The 15,848-nt window shown below is 68.9% G+C and carries 17 protein-coding genes and 1 pseudogene; 11 read left to right on the top strand and 7 right to left on the bottom strand.

The window, feature by feature from the left end; genetic code table 11:
* Positions 1–340 precede the first annotated feature (340 nt).
* On the bottom strand, positions 341–691 hold the full coding sequence (locus QPK32_RS12445; RefSeq protein ID WP_290413132.1) for a hypothetical protein: 351 nt from the start codon (positions 689–691) through the stop codon (positions 341–343).
* Positions 692–846: 155 nt separating this feature from the next.
* Between QPK32_RS12445 and QPK32_RS12450 the strand changes: the two genes are divergently transcribed.
* Positions 847–1,047 (top strand): hypothetical protein, encoded by a 201-nt coding sequence (locus QPK32_RS12450; protein WP_290413133.1) that lies wholly within the window; start codon positions 847–849, stop codon positions 1,045–1,047.
* A gap of 6 nt (positions 1,048–1,053) precedes the next feature.
* Here the strand turns inward: QPK32_RS12450 and QPK32_RS12455 are convergent, their stop codons facing one another.
* Positions 1,054–1,356, bottom strand: coding sequence for a hypothetical protein (locus QPK32_RS12455; protein ID WP_290413134.1), 303 nt, complete (start codon positions 1,354–1,356; stop codon positions 1,054–1,056).
* An 82-nt stretch (positions 1,357–1,438) separates the two neighbouring features.
* On the opposite strand from QPK32_RS12455, the gene QPK32_RS12460 reads away from it, so the two are divergent.
* The 3 genes and pseudogenes from QPK32_RS12460 (at position 1,439) to QPK32_RS12465 (ending at position 2,755) form a co-directional block, all read left to right on the top strand.
* Positions 1,439–1,852 (top strand): serine hydrolase, encoded by a 414-nt coding sequence (locus QPK32_RS12460; RefSeq protein ID WP_290413135.1) that lies wholly within the window; start codon positions 1,439–1,441, stop codon positions 1,850–1,852.
* Positions 1,849–2,169 (top strand): annotated as a pseudogene (locus QPK32_RS26680) (GNAT family N-acetyltransferase); the annotation flags it as partial. The gene QPK32_RS12460 and the pseudogene QPK32_RS26680, both read left to right, overlap by 4 nt.
* Before the next feature lie 106 nt (positions 2,170–2,275).
* Positions 2,276–2,755 carry a hypothetical protein gene (locus tag QPK32_RS12465; protein ID WP_290413136.1) on the top strand — a complete coding sequence of 160 codons (480 nt, stop codon included), beginning with the start codon at positions 2,276–2,278 and terminating at the stop codon, positions 2,753–2,755.
* A gap of 253 nt (positions 2,756–3,008) precedes the next feature.
* Here QPK32_RS12465 and QPK32_RS12470 read toward each other — a convergent pair whose 3' ends face one another.
* Entirely contained in the window at positions 3,009–3,767 is a 759-nt protein-coding gene (locus QPK32_RS12470) for a cysteine hydrolase (RefSeq protein WP_290413137.1), read from the bottom strand.
* Between the two features lie 860 nt (positions 3,768–4,627).
* Complete coding sequence (locus QPK32_RS12475; RefSeq protein WP_290413138.1) at positions 4,628–6,223, bottom strand: DUF2784 family protein; 1,596 nt, start codon at positions 6,221–6,223, stop codon at positions 4,628–4,630.
* A gap of 337 nt (positions 6,224–6,560) precedes the next feature.
* Here QPK32_RS12475 and QPK32_RS12480 point away from each other — a divergent pair, with 337 nt between their 5' ends.
* The 4 genes from QPK32_RS12480 to QPK32_RS12495 all read left to right on the top strand — a co-directional run bounded on the left by QPK32_RS12480 (position 6,561) and on the right by QPK32_RS12495 (position 9,614).
* Positions 6,561–8,036 carry a nodulation protein NfeD gene (locus QPK32_RS12480; RefSeq protein WP_290413139.1) on the top strand — a complete coding sequence of 492 codons (1,476 nt, stop codon included), beginning with the start codon at positions 6,561–6,563 and terminating at the stop codon, positions 8,034–8,036.
* The gene (locus QPK32_RS12485; RefSeq protein WP_290413140.1) at positions 8,033–8,815 is read left to right on the top strand and encodes a slipin family protein; all 783 of its coding nucleotides are present in this window, start codon (positions 8,033–8,035) and stop codon (positions 8,813–8,815) included. Before QPK32_RS12480 ends, QPK32_RS12485 begins: the two co-directional genes overlap by 4 nt.
* A 134-nt stretch (positions 8,816–8,949) precedes the next feature.
* Positions 8,950–9,228 (top strand): hypothetical protein, encoded by a 279-nt coding sequence (locus QPK32_RS12490; protein WP_290413141.1) that lies wholly within the window; start codon positions 8,950–8,952, stop codon positions 9,226–9,228.
* A gap of 11 nt (positions 9,229–9,239) precedes the next feature.
* A complete protein-coding gene (locus QPK32_RS12495; protein ID WP_290413142.1) occupies positions 9,240–9,614 on the top strand; it encodes a hypothetical protein in 375 nt (124 codons plus the stop codon).
* 52 nt (positions 9,615–9,666) lie between these two features.
* Here the strand turns inward: QPK32_RS12495 and QPK32_RS12500 are convergent, their stop codons facing one another.
* The 3 genes from QPK32_RS12500 to QPK32_RS12510 all read right to left on the bottom strand — a co-directional run bounded on the left by QPK32_RS12500 (position 9,667) and on the right by QPK32_RS12510 (position 11,402).
* Positions 9,667–10,008, bottom strand: coding sequence for a four-helix bundle copper-binding protein (locus tag QPK32_RS12500; RefSeq protein ID WP_290413143.1), 342 nt, complete (start codon positions 10,006–10,008; stop codon positions 9,667–9,669).
* A gap of 168 nt (positions 10,009–10,176) precedes the next feature.
* On the bottom strand, positions 10,177–10,785 hold the full coding sequence (gene pnuC / locus QPK32_RS12505) for a nicotinamide riboside transporter PnuC (RefSeq protein WP_290413267.1): 609 nt from the start codon (positions 10,783–10,785) through the stop codon (positions 10,177–10,179).
* A gap of 119 nt (positions 10,786–10,904) precedes the next feature.
* A complete protein-coding gene (locus QPK32_RS12510) occupies positions 10,905–11,402 on the bottom strand; it encodes a pyridoxamine 5'-phosphate oxidase family protein (RefSeq protein ID WP_290413144.1) in 498 nt (165 codons plus the stop codon).
* Between the two features lie 311 nt (positions 11,403–11,713).
* On the opposite strand from QPK32_RS12510, the gene QPK32_RS12515 reads away from it, so the two are divergent.
* The 3 genes from QPK32_RS12515 to nadB all read left to right on the top strand — a co-directional run bounded on the left by QPK32_RS12515 (position 11,714) and on the right by nadB (position 15,847).
* Positions 11,714–12,928, top strand: coding sequence for a glycosyltransferase (locus QPK32_RS12515; protein WP_290413145.1), 1,215 nt, complete (start codon positions 11,714–11,716; stop codon positions 12,926–12,928).
* A 12-nt stretch (positions 12,929–12,940) separates the two neighbouring features.
* Positions 12,941–14,128, top strand: a complete 1,188-nt coding sequence (locus QPK32_RS12520) for a glycosyltransferase family 4 protein (protein ID WP_290413146.1) — start codon at positions 12,941–12,943, stop codon at positions 14,126–14,128.
* A gap of 90 nt (positions 14,129–14,218) precedes the next feature.
* The gene (gene nadB / locus QPK32_RS12525) at positions 14,219–15,847 is read left to right on the top strand and encodes an L-aspartate oxidase (RefSeq protein WP_290413147.1); all 1,629 of its coding nucleotides are present in this window, start codon (positions 14,219–14,221) and stop codon (positions 15,845–15,847) included.
* Position 15,848: the final 1 nt, after the last annotated feature.

Consider the following 15,848-nt stretch of genomic DNA (forward strand, 5'->3'; position numbering starts at 1 on the left):
ATGATAGTATGATCATCATCATGTATAAGATGAAAATAAAAGCTGCGAAAGCAGCGGTCCGGCCGTTTGTTTTCCGTCACCCGCGAGGATGGTTGCCCGCATTGGAATGCGTGTTCTACGACCGCAGTCAGCCGCCCGTTTCCCTGCGACGGAAACGGACGGCTGCCCGCGGCGCGCATATTGTCGTAAAGATGAGCTCGGCTTGGCGCACGTTAGAATCTACACGTCCGGCCCGTCTTTAAATTTCTGCACGGCAATATTTCAGGAAAGATATCTTTACGGCCGGTGACTGTCAAGCATCCCCCTTCCAAAAGGACGACCGTTCGCTTCGGCGCCGTGGTCAGCCCGAGACGAGCGCTTGCAGTTCGCGCCGGTCGTCCGGACGCTGGCACTGGCCAGTGACGCGGTCCCACAACAGGAACATGCCGTAGGCCCATTGCGTCATCAATTCCGCTTCCCCGGCCGGCCGGCCGGCGGCGTCGCCCAGCAGGCGCGCGATCTCGTTGCGCGCCGTGGCCGTCACGTGCTCGTAATTCCACTCGTCCTTCGGCAGCATCTTCTGGCGCGCCCGGTATCGCCGGGCCCGTTCGGCGTCGCTCAGCTTGTCCTGCTTGGGCGGACGGCCGCGCTTCTTCGGCCTGGACGGGTCGAGCGGGAGTTCGATGGTACTGAGGTCGTCGGCTTGCTTCATGCGGGGCGGGGAGAGATGGATAACTCGTCCATTATTCGTGACGCATTACATTAATGCAAGTCAAACGGCGTGCTTGTGCGTGACGGGTCACGTTGAATGGCGATCCAGGCCCATGCGGAAAAAAGCAGCGGACAAGCCGACTCGCCCTGGAACCCGTGTCGCTTGCGACGAGCCTAAGGCCCGAGGGCCGCAGCGAGCTGGCCGAAGGACCCGATTCGGGCACCAGCTGGCGCCTGAAGGAAGGCCGCATCACGGCGCTGGCGCCGCGCGCGGCGGCCGGGAAGGGCGTACGCACGGGCTGGCCGTCGATGCCGGCCGGCGCCGGCGAAACGCCGGTGCGCCCGTTCCTGCACTGAATTGCTTCATCGACGCGCAATCATCCATCGAACGAGGTCACCGAGAGGAGCGAACATCATGCCCATCCTTCTGCTGGCAGAGTTCCTCGGCACGTTCTGGCAGGCCATCACGGGAGAAGCGCCGCCGATCGGAGTGGGGGCGCATCCCTGACCGGCGTCCTGACGTCTGCCGGGCACCCGGCGCAAGTAATCGGCTAAGATGAGCCGGTTGCCGCCGCCGGCGGCCATCGAACGGGAGACGTCATGGACCGCCGCCAATGCCTTGCCTTCGCCGGCGCCGCCGTCGCCGCGGCCACGGACCTCGTCCATGCGGCCGCACCGGCGACGCGCTACGATGCCGCGCTGGCCGCCTATCCCGATTTCAACGGCACCGTGGTGGCCGGCAAGGGCGGTGGCCTATGCGAGCGCGACATCCGGGACCGCGCCCTGGGTGCGCAAGGTCAGCGCGATTCCCGACTACCTCGCCATGGCGGGAGGTTTCTACAGCAGCGCACCGGACATGCTGCGCCTGATGGAGGGCGTGCTGGGCGGCGACCGCATCCTGACGCCGGCGTCGCGCGCCACGCTGATGCGCGTGCACCGGCCGGCGCAGCGTTATGCGCTGGGCGGGCGCACGCAGGTCGAGACCATCGCGGACAAGGAGCGCGAGGCGGCCTGGGAGGACGGGTCGAACGGCGGCTTCCGCCTGGTGGCGCGGCGGGTGCTGGACGACGGCGTGGGCGTCGTCGTCTTCAACAACGGCAGCTACGACCATCGACGGCTGGGCGAACTGGCGAGCGCGGTCATGGAAGCCGTGTACGCATGACGGCGGCGCAGGTGCGCACGCGGCGAGCGGCGGGCCGCGACCTGGATGCGGTGCGCGCGCTGTATGCGGCAGGCGGCTACGGTGGCGGCGTCCATGCGCGCGATACCGTCATCGTGGCTGTACTGGACGATGCCGTGGTGGGCGCCGTGCGGCTGTGCGTCGAGCATGGTGTACGCGTGCTGCGCGGCATGCAGGTCGATGCCGGATATCGGCGCCGCGGGGTTGGCCGAGCCCTGCTGGTCGCATGCGACGAGGCGCTCGGCGACGAGATTGCGTATTGTTTACCGTATGCGCACCTGACCGCGTTCTATGGAGGGATCGGATTCCAGGCCGTGGCAATGGATGCGCTGCCGGTGTTCCTGCAGGAGCGGTTGACAGGCTATCTGGCGGGCGGACAGCAGATCGTGGCGATGAGGCGCGCAAATGCCCGAGGAGGGCGGCTGGCCGGTGGTCGCGCCCAGTCCGATCCCGTTCCATCCGGGCGATCCGGCGCCCGTCGCGCTCTCCGAAGCGGGCATCGACGGCATCGTCGATGCGTTCGAGGTGGCCGCGAGGCGCGCTCTCGCCGCCGGCTTCAAGGTCATCGAGATCCACGCCGCGCATGTCTACCTGCTGCACCGGTTCCTGTCGCCGCACAGTAACCAACGGGACGACAAGTACGGTGGCAGCCCGGCAAACCGGATGCGCATCGTGCTGCGCGTGACCGAACGCGTGCGCGCCGCCATGCCCGCCGGGCTGCCGCTGTGCGTGCACATTTGCGCGACGGACTGGGTGGCCGGCGGCTGGGACGTCGAGGAGTCGGGCGAACTGTCGCGGCGCCTCAAGGAACTCGGCGTCGATCTCGTCGACGTATCGACGGGCGGCAATCTGCCGACCGCGCGCATTACCGTGGCCGCGCGTTAGCAGATTCCATGCAGGCGCCGTATCCGCGACGAGGTCGGCATTCCGACCGGCGCCTTCGGGTTGATCACGGGTGGGCCGGTTTACGGAAAGATCTAAGACTTCGCATAATCTATATTATGTAAAATGCGAGATCCGTCCACAGCCATGACATCTCCTACCACATCCGGAGGACGCCGTTTTGTACTACACCGCTCCTTCACCGCGCCCATCCGGCCCGTTCCTGTTCGAGGCCGGATGGTGCGCCCCTACGTCTTCAGGCTGCCGCTTTCACCGCTGCCGGTGTCCCGGTCATGCGGGCGACGGCCGTATCGGTCGTCCACAGCGCGTTCGCCAGCCAGCGGAAGTTGATCAGCGCGGCCAGGTAGCCGTCGCCTTCCGGCAGCATGCTGCCGGCGGTGGCGTCGCGGACCACGGCCACTTCGATGCCGTGCTCGACGAAGTCGCGCAGGTGCGATTCGATGCAGAAGTTCGCGGCCATGCCGGCCAGGATGACCTGGTCGACTTTCTTTTTACGCAGCTGGAAGATGACGTCGTTCGTCTGCGGGCCCGCGATCTTGTGCGGCGAGCAGACGATGGTCTTGCCGTCCTCGATGTAGTCGCGGAATTCGGGCATCCAGTCGGCGCCCGAACCCTCGAAACCTTCCAGCGACAGCGCGCTGGGGCGGTCGAACATGTGCAGCGCGTGCATGAGGCGCTCGCCGGGTGCCGCGAAATCCCATTTGTGGTCGTGCGGGTAGTAATAATGCGGCGAGATGATGACCGGGAGGTCGACCTGCTTGGCCGCCGCGAACAGGCGCTCGAGGTTCGGGACGGTGTTGTGGTGCGTGATGCTCGCGCCGAATGCGCCCCAGGCCACGCCTTTCGGGCTCAGGAAGTCGATCTGCGGGTCGATGACGACCAGCGCCGCGCGCGTCAGGTCCAGTTGGACGTCGGTCTGCGGCAGGCCCGGATTCGTCGGATCCGCATAGGGATCGGGGGCTGCGGCGCCGTTCGGGTTGTTGTTGGTATCCATGGCATTTCCTTTCAGGATCGTTTTGGTAAGGCGGGCGCCGCGTCGCGGCCCCGCGTTCTGGCTCCGGAGACAAGAAAATCGTACTCGTCTTGCGCGCCGGGGCACAAGGAAATATGGCCGTCCACCCCCTATGGCGGGCCGCCGTTTGGCCGGGGCGTGGCCGCAGGTTCTCCAACCCTGCTGTTGGACCAGCTGCGTGAATCGACCGGGTGCCCTATCGTCACGGGCGAGAAGGCGCGCGAAAAACCAACTCGACAATACGTAAAATAATGTCGAGTTCGGCGGATTGGCGGGATGCGCATCCGCCGGAACATTCCCGGAACCGAACATTCATTCGAGCGGCCAGCGGCGCCACATCCCGCCGGCACATGTTGCGTCGCCGATGGTCTTGGCCGCGTTCTTCCCGATGTCCTTGGCCGACAGGATCGTGCATGCACAGCTACAAGACAATCGTGGTCCACATCGACGGCGCGCCCGAGCAGGAAAGCCGGGTCGCCCTCGCCGCCCGGCTGTGCTTCGCGCCCGAGGCCGACGCCGGCGACGACTTCCATGGCTTGCGCGATGGCGCCCGGGCCCGCCTCGCCGGCTTTCGCGCGCAGGCGGAACGCCTCGGTGTCGCCTCCTTCGAGGAGCGTGTGGTCGACGTCAACTCCGGCTACGCCCTGCTGCTGCATTCGCGTTACGCGGACCTGGTCGCCGTCAGCCAGCACGGCCCGGACCGCGACGGACCGCCGGTGACCAACGAGACCCTGTCCATGGGCTCCTCCAGCCGGTATCGACCGATAAGGCTTCGACCCCGGGCCGCGGCGCTGCGTTCCCGCCCCCTCCTCCACCGCCGGCCCGCGCCGGCCGGCACGCAATCAGAGGATGCCGCGCCCGTTCACGGAAGCGATGATCTCGTCGTAGCGCTCGTTGTCGGTCTTGTGCAGGTAAGCCGCCGTCGTCGCGATATTCGCGTGGCCGGCCGTGTCCTGCAGCGTCTTGAGCTGCACGCCGTTGTTGGCGTGGTTGGTCAGCATGCTGTGGCGCAGCCAGTGCGCCGATGCCTGGCGCAAGGTGGCGGCCGTATCGGCGTCGCCCCGGGCCGCGGCGACGCCGGCGGCATCGGCAAAGATCGCCTTGATCGCTTCGGACGCCGCCTCGTCGGTAATGCACGACAGCGTGCGGCTGCGGCTGGACAGCACCAGCGGCATGCGGTCGCTGCGGCTCGCCTGCGGCGGCAAGTCGAAGGCCACGCGGTAGGACTGGAAGGCCTCGAGCATGTCGGGCGGCACCGGCAGGCGGCGCGGCTTGCTGCCCTTGCCGACGACGTCCAGCCACCAGCGGCCGTTGCCCTCGGTGTAGATCGATCCCATCGAGGCGCCGACGATCTCGTTCAGCCGCGCCCCCGTGTGGGCGAAGGCGACCAGCAGGAAGCGGTCGCGCGCGCGCCGCCGCAGCTCGGCCGGCGTCTCGGCCGTGCGCGTGGAGACAGTGTCCAGCGCCAGCGCGATCGCGCCCTGCGTCAGGTAGCGCGTGATACGGCTGGCCGTTGGCGCCCGCACGTTGCGCACCAGGGCCGCCGGATTGCGGCGCAGGTAGCCCGTCTGTTCGGCGAAACCGAGCAGCGCCTTCACGGCGATCATCGCCTGGCGCCGGCTGGGGTCGGACAAGGGCCCCGTGAACGGACGGTAACGCGCGTCGCTGCGCGGCCACTTGGTCTTGGACACCCATGCGGGCGGCGGATCCTTGAGGAATTCCTTGTAGGCGTTCAGGTCGGCCACGTTCAGCTGTACCAGCGTCTTGCCGGCCTCCTCCCGGCACCAGGTGAGGAAACGGTACAGTTCCTTCTGGGTATTCTGGATGGACTTCGCGCTCAATTCGCCGTGGGCGATGAATTCGCGCGCCAGTTCGATGTCCGTGGTCGCCTCGGTGATCGGATCGTCGGCGCTGCGGTACATCTTGACGTGCATGCGCCGGCTCTCCCCGCCGACGATATGGTCCGGCGTCGAAGGACCCAGGTCGATGGGGAAGAAGTTCGGCATGGCGGCATTCACTGAAGCTGTATCTATATACAGTATAGCATCGTGCTTTCCGCGGCGACAGTGGCGCTCTCGGCCGTGCGCGCGGTGCCAGTACCGGGCGTACAAGGCCACGTTCAACAGCAGCACGGCGCCTGCCAGCAGGTACTGGATGTGACGGTCGAGTCCTGGCGGGTAGACGACCGGGAGCAGGTAGTGTTCGATGAAGCCGCCCGCGTAGCCGCCCTCGCCTGCCAGCAGGCGCAGACGGATTTCCAGGCCCGTCAGCGGGCAGCCTGCGCCAGTGGCTTCGACCGTGAAGCCCCAGGCGGCCGCCGCCAGGTGCCAGGTCAGCAGCCGCGGCCGGCGCGCCGCCAGCAGCGCGCCGAAGGCGACGAAGAGGATGAACGCCAGGTGCAGCACGAGGACGGCATCGGCAAGGAAACGGTAGGCCATGGCTGCAAGGAAATGATGGCGGGGGCCGCGTCCGCACGCCTGATCGGCATCAAGCCCGAGGCGACCTGCCCACCTATCCTGCATGGTACTTCCCGGCGCGGCCGCACGCTTGACCGGCGGCTGCGCGGTCCGGACCAGGAGGAAGACATGCTGCCCTCTCCATTGCTCGATGCGCCGCTGCCACGTGGCGGCCGGCGCTGGCGGCTGCCGCTCGCCGCGGCCGCTGATCGCCGGCGCCTGCGGCCTGGTCGCGTATTGGCCACGTATCGGCCGCCTATCGGCCGCCGAACTCCGGGCCGCCGGGAATGTCTGAACCAGCATACGACAAGGCAAGCCCATGGTACCCATCACCGCATTCCGGCGACGCGTCGGCGCCCCTGCGCCCGGCTTGCCCGCCGCGCGCGCCCTGCTGCGCCTCGTGCTGGCGATCCTGGTCCTGCTGCTGCCCGTCGCGGCCGACGGCGCGCCTGGCGTCGGGCTGATCCGGATCGATGGCGCGATCGGGCCGGCCAGCGCCGACTACCTGGTCCGCGGGCTGGCGCGCTCGGCCGCGGCCGGCCACCAGCTCGTCGTCGTGGAACTCGACACGCCCGGCGGGCTGGACACGTCGATGCGCAGCGCCATCAAGGCGATCCTCGCGTCGCCCGTCCCGGTGGCCGTCTTCGTCGCGCCCAGCGGAGCACGCGCCGCCAGCGCCGGGACGTACCTGCTGTACGCGAGCCATATCGCCGCGATGGCGCCGGGAACGAACCTCGGCGCGGCGACGCCGGTGGCCATCGGCGTGGAGCCGTCCGGCGCGCCCGGCGGCCAGGCGCCGCCCCGGGCCGGGGAGCGTGCTCCGGCCGGCAAGGACGCGCCGGCTAACCCGGCGGGGGACAAAGCGCCGGTACCCGATACCGACGGCCCCATGTCGCGCAAGCAGGTGAACGACGCGGCCGCCTACCTGCGGGGCCTGGCCCAGCTGCGCGGACGCAACGCCGACTGGGCCGAGCGGGCCGTGCGCGAGTCGGTCAGCCTGACGGCCGACGAGGCGCTGACATTGCGCGTCATCGACTACGTCGCGCCCGACGTTTCGGCACTCCTGGCCCGCGTGGACGGCAGCCGGGTCGCGGTGCAGGGGCAGGTGCGGCAGCTGCGCACGCGCGCGGCGCCGCTGGCCGGCTACGACCCCGACTGGCGCACGAACGTGCTGGCGGCGATCACGAATCCCAGCGTCGCCCTGCTCCTGATGACCATCGGCATCTATGGACTCGTGTTCGAGTTCATGAACCCCGGCGTGGTCGTGCCGGGCGTCGTCGGCGCCATCTCGCTGCTGCTGGGACTGTACGCGCTGCAGCTGCTGCCCGTGAACTACGCCGGGCTGGGCCTGATCGTGCTGGGACTCCTGTTCATGCTCGGCGAAGCCTTCCTGCCCAGTTTCGGCATCCTCGGCATCGGCGGCGTGGTCGCGTTCGTGGCGGGCGCCCTCATCCTGATCGACACGGAACTGCCCGGCTACGGCGCGCCGCCCATCCTCGTCGCGGTGCTGGGACTGGCCAGCGCCTTGCTCCTCGTCGGTACCGTGCAGGTCGCCATGGCCACGCGCCGGCGGCCGGTCCGCAGCGGCGCGGCGGCGCTGGTGGGCTCCGTCGGGCATGTCGAGCAGCTCGCCGGCGGCGACGGCCGTTCCGCCTGGGCGCGCGTCGACGGCGAATTGTGGCAAGTCACCGGCAACGTGCCGCTGCGCCCGTCGCAGGCGGTGAAAGTCACGGCACGCGACGGACTGCTATTGCAGGTCGTGCCCGTCAACGTGGACAAGGGAGAGCGGCGATGATCCTCGATATCGGTTTCGGCCTCGGCGCCCTCATCGTCCTGCTGCTGCCGCTGATCCTGTCTGCCTTCAAGATCCTGCGCGAATATGAGCGCGGCGTCGTGTTCCAGCTGGGAAGGTTCTGGGGCGTGAAGGGACCGGGGCTGATCGTCATCATCCCCGTGCTGCAGCAGATGGTGCGGGTGGACCTGCGCACGATCGTGCTGGACGTGCCGACCCAGGACGTGATCTCGCGCGACAACGTCTCCGTGAAGGTCAATGCAGTCATCTATTTCCGCGTCATCGACCCGGAAAAAGCGATCATCCAGGTCGTCAACTTCATGGAGGCAACCAGCCAGCTGGCCCAGACCACGCTGCGCGCCGTGCTCGGCAAGCACGAACTGGACGAGATGCTGGCGGAGCGCGAACGGCTGAACATCGACATCCAGCAGGTGCTGGACGTGCAGACGGACGCCTGGGGCATCAAGGTGGCGAACGTCGAGATCAAGCACGTCGACCTGGACGAATCCATGATCCGCGCCATCGCCCGCCAGGCCGAGGCGGAGCGCGAACGGCGCGCCAAGGTCATCCACGCGGAGGGCGAGTTGCAGGCCTCCGAGAAACTGCAGCAGGCCGCGCTGGTGCTGTCGCAGCAGTCGGGCGCGATGCAGCTGCGCTATTTGCAAACGCTCAGCACCATTGCGGGAGACAAATCGTCGACCATCGTGTTTCCCTTGCCGATCGAGCTGCTGACCGGCGTCAAGCCATCGCCGCGATACACCGCGCCATCGGAAACCCGATAGCGATCGGAAACAATGATTGCCGAGCTACACCTGCCAATGGGGCAGGTAGCGCGCGCACGGTTGCCGCGCGTTTGCAGGCTCGTCCCTCCTACGGGAGAATGGCAGCAAGCGTTTTTCGATCGAAAGGAGTCCGCATGAGCATTACCGTCAACAATACCAATCCGGATACCGTCAAGGTCACCCTGTTCGGCGAGCTGCAGGATGGCACGTTCGACGCCAAGGTCATGGCCGAAACGGACGTGCCTTACACGCGTTGCTGGGAGAACGAGATCGAGCAGCGCATCATCTATATCCAGCCCGATCCGGAGCAGCTGCAGGCGATCCTGAAGGCGCTCAACGAGCGCCGGCTGTCGCTCGACCAGCTGCAGGAATTCGGCAGCGTGGGCGGCGGCACGTCGGAAATCCCCGTTTGAATGGAGGAAGCATGACAGCGCAGCACACGAACGGGACCGGCCACGGTGAGCAGTCGGCCACCATCGGGATCGGCGGCACCACCAGCGGCGAGCAAGGCGCGACGCCGGATCACGAGACCATGGCGGAGACGGGCGGCAGCGGCGGCGATGCGCTGACCAAGCCGCGGCGCGAGGAAGCGGCGCCGGCAACGCCATCGGCCACGCGGCAGGACGAGGCAACCGACGAGGCGGATGCCGAAGGCGCCGACACGGCGGCGACGGCCATCGCCCGCGGCGCCCAGGACACCCGCAGCCGCCAGGCCAGCCCTGGGGACACGGGCCTCGGCACGCCCGAGACGGGCGGCAACCAGAGCGAGCGCGACCTGGCGCCGCCGCGCCCTCGCTGACATACCCGCTGGAACGCGGGCCGCAGGCCTGTTGCGGCCCGCGGCCCCGCCCTCAGGCGGCCATGCGCCGGCACTCCTCGGCGCAGCGGCGGCAGGCGGCCGCGCATTGCTGGCAGTGGTCCATGGGGTGCTTGCCGCATTCGTCGCCGCAGGCCTGGCACACGTCGGCGCACACGGCGCACACGGCCTTGGCGAATTCGCTGCCGCGCGCCATGAGGGCCGCGGCCGTGCGGCAGAGCTGGGCGCAGTCCATGTCGAGCGCGATGCAGCGCGCCATCATCTTGACGTCGCCTTCCTGCAGGCAGGCGGTGGAACAGTTGTCGCACGCCGCCGCGCAGGCGTAACAGGCTTCGATGCAGCTGCGCATCGTGTCGATCGGTCGGTCTTGGGCCATCGATTCCTCCTTGGTGCTGGTGAATGGACGGACATCCCTTCGCGGCGCGGCCGGTGTCATCCCGGCCTGCGCGTCGAGGGACCAGCTTAGCATAGCCGTCCGCCGAGGCTCGCCCGGGTCGGCCCCCGGTGAAGGTTTACTGCGCCTGCTTGACGACGGCGCCGCCCTTCATGACGAATGGGTGGGAGAAGTCGCCAGGCCGGCCTCCGGGCGTTTCCCGTGCGCGCGCGCCAGGCGGCGCCAGTTCAGCCAGGAGACGACGGCATTGATCCAGAAGCCGGCGTACAGCACGGAGGTCAGGACCAGGCCCCGGCTGTAGTACAGCGGGACGGCGATGGTATTGACGAGCACCCAGAACGGCCAGTTCTCGACCCGGCGCTGCATCATGAGGATCTGGCCGATGATGGAAAACACCAAGACCGCGGAATCGAAGAACGGCGCGTAGGCGTTCGTGGTCAGGTGCAGCAGCGTGCCGTAGGCGGCCATGGCCAGCACGCCGGCCGGCACGATCCACAGCAGGTTGCGGCCTGTCGCGTGGGTGATGGGCAACGGTTCGCCATGGTCGCCGCGCGCCCATTTCCACCAGCCGAGCACGCTGGTGGCGACGAAGAAGCCCTGCAGGACGACGTCGGCGTACAGGCGGTTGTCCGCATACAGGATGCCGAACAGCGTGCAGCCGACGATGCCCGTCCACCAGGTGTGGACGTTGTTGCGGCCGGCCAGCACGATGGCCAGGGCGGTGAAGACGTTTGCCGCCAGTTCCAGCGGTCCGACCAGCGCCGTCATCCCGTTCCGCCCTGCCCGTTCGAATCCATCGACGCTCCCGTTGAAGAAGCGTCTACTGTACGACAGCCCCTGCTTTTATTGCAAGAGAGGAATTGCTCGCGCGATCAGCGTTACAGCTTCAGCGTGCGGTGCTCGCTGTCCATGTCCGGCGTCGTGCCCGTCACCGCGGCCTTGGCGATGGCGAACATGCGGACCATCTTGCTGTCGTTGGAATCCCAGTATTCGGCCGAGTGCGGGTCGACCCGGACCAGCACGGCGTGCTCGTCGTCGGGGCCGGCCGGGAACCAGGCCTGGGCGCCGGTGTTCCACTTCGCGCGGATCAGTTCGCGGTCGACGACGCGCTCGGCGGTGCCGCTGACGGACACGTACAGGCTGTCGTCCGGGTTCGCGAACGCCAGGTTCACCTGCGGACGGTGGGCGATGCAGTCCCACAGCGACGTCAGCGTCGAGGTGAAGAACCAGATGCCGCCGTCGTCGTCGACGTCTTCCTTCGTCATCGGCTGGCTCAGCAGGTGGCCGTGCGCGTCCTGCCAGGTGAACATGGGGAAGCGCACGTCGGCGATCTTGGCCTTCAGCTGGGCCACGTTGTTTGCGTCATGGGTGGTCATGGTAGATCCTTTCTGTTTCGACAAGCTTCCATCCTCGCGGATCGTTGCCTGCGCGTCCGTGCGGCGGCGTACGGATGACGTCGGCCGCTGTTTGAGCACTGTCAAGGGCGCCGGAAAGCACGAAATCGCCCGCGTTGCATCGCAATATAATCCTCCTGCGCCGGCAGCGCCGCCGTCGCATCGCCCCCACCGAGGATGGAACCGCCATGGATCACCACGAACATCCTGTCCAGTCCGCCGTCCTGTCGCTTGCCGCGGCCGGGCCGGCGGTGCGCGCTTCCCTGAAGGTTGCCTGAACGGATGGTGGCCCCATGGGTGCCCAACATCCCGCCAGTGCCGCGCTGTCCGCGCCCGGCGAACGCACGCGCCTCGTCGCCCACTTCGTCGACGGCCTCGATGGTGCCCAGCTCGACGGCGCCCTGCTGAACCTGATCCGCCACCTGCCGGCCGGGCGCTACCGCCATGCCATCGTCTGCCTGCGCGAACGCAGCGAATACGTGGGCGAACTGCGTGCCCGGGGCGTCGACGTCGTCAGCCTGCACCGGCGCGAGGGCCGCGACCCGTTGCTGTGGCTGCGCATGTACCGCGCGCTGCGGGCGCTGCAACCCGACCTCGTGCATACCCGCAACCGCTCCGGCCTGCCGGCCCAGCTGGTGGCGGCGCTCGCCGGCGTGCGCCTGCGCGTGCATGCCGAACACGGACGCGAGGACGCCGCCGGCCAGGGAGGCTGGATCCTGCGTCGGCTGCTGCGCCCGCTGATCGGCCATTTCATCGCCGTCAGCAGCGACCTCGAACAGTGGCTGATCGACGCCGTGGGCGCCGAGCCGGCGCGCGTGTCGCAGATCGCGAACGGCGTCGACAGCGTGCAGTTCCACCCGCGCCTGGGACCGGCCGCCGCCGTCGGGCCGCCCGGCTTCATGCAGGACGGCGCCTTCGTGATCGGCAGCTCGGGCCGCATGACGGACGCCGCCAGCCATGTCACGCTGGTCGAGGCCTTCCTGCGCCTGGTCGCGTCGCCGCACCCGGCCCATGCCCGGCTGCGCCTGCTGATCGTCGGGGACGGGCCCGCGCGCCAGGAATGCCAGTCCCTGCTGAACCGGGCCGGTGCCGGCGCGCGCGCCTGGCTGCCCGGCGCCCGCTCCGACCTGCCGCAGCTGCTGCGCGCGATGGACCTGTTCGTGCTGCCGGCGCCGTCCGAGGACAGGACGAACGCCATCCTGCAGGCGATGGCCAGCGGCCTGCCCGTCGTCGCCAGCGCGGTGGCCGGGAATGCGGAGCTGGTCCATGCCGGCTTCACGGGCATCCTGGTGCCGCCGCTGTCGCCGGAATTGCTGGCCGCGGCCATCGCCGACTATTGCCGCATCCCCGACATGGCGGCCCGTCACGGCGCCAGGGCGCGCAGCCAGGTGATCGCGCGCCACAGCATGCCGGCGATGGCGCGCGACTACCTGGCCGTCTACGACACGCTGGCGCGGGGCGGCGCCGATCCGGCGCGCAGCGACGACCGGTCGCGCTGGGACACCTGACCGGGATGCCCGATGCGCGTCTTGCACCTGTTCGAGCACGCCGTGCTGCGCCCTACCGACTATGCGCGCCGCGCGCTGGCCCTGCTGGATGGCTTGCGCAGCCAGGGCGTGCAGACCGTGCAGCTGGCGGCGCCCGCGACAGGTGCCGCCGGTGCCGCCGTCGTCGCCGAATCCGTGCCGGCGGGCTGGCAGTTCTACCGGACGGCGGCCCCGACCAGCCTCCCGCCCTGCTTGCGCATCGGCGCCGGCGGCATCCTGCTGGCGCAGCGGCTGCACGACGTGACGCGCCTGACGCGGCCGCAACTGATCCACGTCCATGCCGGCAGCCGGCACGCCCTCGCGGCCTGGCCGGCGGCGCGGCTGGCGCGCCTGCCCCTGCTGGTCGAGGCGGACCGGCGCGCCGCCGGCGCCGCGCTGCCCTTGCTGGACCGCCTCGCCTTGCGCGGCGCGGACGCGCTCGTGGCGGCGACACCCGACGTCCGTGCTTTCCTGCGTGCCGGCGGCATTCGCGCGCGCCGCATCGCCGTGCTGCCGTCCGCCGCCGACTTGCCCGGCGCATGCGTCGCCGTTCCCGCGCCGCGCGGCCTGGACGGGGCGCCGCTGCTGGCCTATGCCGGGCCGCTCGAGCTGGCCGACGGCATCGACCTGCTGCTCGAGGCGCTCGCGCTGCTGCGGCGTAGGCGTCCCGCGCTGCGCCTCGTCGTCGCGGGCGCAGGCATGCGGCTGGACGAACTGGAGCAGAGCGCCGCCGCGCTCGGACTGCGCGGCCACGTCGTGTTTACGGGCGAGCTCACGGGTCGGCGCATCGCCGACCTGCTGCCGCGCGCCGACGTCACCGTGTTTCCCGCGATGCCCGGGTCCCGCACGGCCGGCCTCGCGCCGCCCCGGCAGCTGCTCAATGCGATGGCGCAGGGCTGTACCGTCGTCGCGTCCGACATCGCCTGCCACGCGGAGCTGCTCGTGAACGGCCACAACGGCATGCTGTTTCGCGCCGGCAGCCGCACGGCGCTGTGCGGCGCCCTCGCGCGCCTGCTGGACGACCCGCTGCGCCTGCGCCCCCTTGGCCGGGCGGCGGCGGATACCATCGCCGCGCGGCACAGCTGGCCCGTCGCGGCGGCGCGCTACCGCAAGCTGTACGAGACGATCCTGCACGACCATGGCCGCCATGCCGGGATGCCCGCGTCCCGGCAGCGTCGGTGAAGGATTATCGCTGCCTGCCGGGCGACTGCGCCACAAATGGTCTATAGTGATGCTCTTTCGACATACCTAGAACAATCCAAGAGACTTGCGATGAAATTTGACGTCGTCATCGTCGGCAGCGGCCTGGCCGGTCTGTCGGTCGCCCTGCACCTGGCCCAGACCCGCAAGGTCGCCATCATCTCCAAGCGCGAACTGCTCGAAGGGGCCAGCAACTGGGCCCAGGGCGGCATCGCCGCCGTGCTCGACTCGGGCGACAGCCACGACCAGCACATCGCCGATACCCTGGTCGCCGGCGCCGGCCTGTGCGACGAGGGTGCCACCCGCTATATCGTCGAACACGGCCGCGAGGCGATCGAATGGCTGATCGACCAGGGCGTGCCGTTCACCCGCGACGAGAGCGCGGAACTCGGCTTCCACCTGACCCGCGAAGGCGGCCACAGCCAGCGCCGCATCATCCACGCGGCCGACGCCACCGGCCACGCCGTCCAGGTGACGCTGGAACAGAAGGTGCGCAACCACCCGAACATCGCCCTGTTCGAACACCACAGCGCGATCGACGTGATTACCTCGGACAAGCTGACGCCCACCGGCGTGCATGGCGGCGCCCCGGCGCTGGCCGGCCAGCCGCGATGCCACGGCGTCTACGTGCAGGACGGCGCCACCGGCAAGGTACTGACCTTCGAGGCCGAGCACACGGTACTGGCCACCGGCGGCGCCGGCAAGGTCTACCTTTACACGACCAATCCGGACACCGCCACCGGCGACGGCATCGCGATGGCCTGGCGCGCCGGTTGCCGCGTGTCGAACATGGAATTCATCCAGTTCCACCCGACCTGCCTGTACCACCCGTACGCCAAATCCTTCCTCATCAGCGAGGCCGTGCGCGGCGAAGGCGGCTTGCTGAAACTGCCGCCCGAGGCGGGGGCGACGGCCGGGACGCGCTTCATGCCGGCCCACGACGAGCGCGGCGAGCTGGCCCCGCGCGACGTGGTGGCAAGGGCCATCGACTTCGAGATGAAGAAGCGCGGCCTCGACTACGTCCACCTGGACATCAGCCACCAGAGTCCGGCATTCATCCAGGAGCACTTCCCGACCATTTACGCGCGCTGCCTGGAACTGGGGATCGACATCACGAAGGAACCGATCCCCGTCGTGCCGGCCGTGCACTTCACTTGCGGCGGCGTGGTGACGGACCTGGCCGGTCGCACCGACATCGCCGGCCTGTATGCCGTCGGCGAGACCGCGTGCACGGGCCTGCACGGCGCCAACCGCCTGGCCAGCAATTCCCTGCTCGAATGCCTGGTCGTGGGCCGCGCCTGCGCGCAATACATCGCCGCCGCGCCGGCCGTGGGCCAGCCGCAACTGCCGGCATGGGACGAGAGCCGCGTCACCAATGCCGACGAGGAGGTCGTGATCGCCCACAACTGGGACGAGCTGCGCCGCTTCATGTGGAACTACGTCGGCATCGTGCGCACGAACAAGCGCCTGGAGCGCGCCGAGCACCGCATCAAGCTGCTGAAGGAAGAAATTGGGGAGTACTACCGCAACTTCCGCGTCACCAACGACCTGCTGGAACTGCGCAACCTCGTCGAGGTGGCGCACCTGATCGTGCGCAGCGCCCTGTCGCGCCACGAAAGCCGCGGCCTGCATTACTCGCGCGACTATCCGGACACGCTGCCCAAGGCCCTGCCCAGCGTGCTGGCGCCGGGCCCGCGCTGAC

Origin of the sequence: Massilia sp. YIM B02763, from assembly GCF_030412015.1 — a bacterium.
GTDB lineage: Bacteria > Pseudomonadota > Gammaproteobacteria > Burkholderiales > Burkholderiaceae_D > Telluria.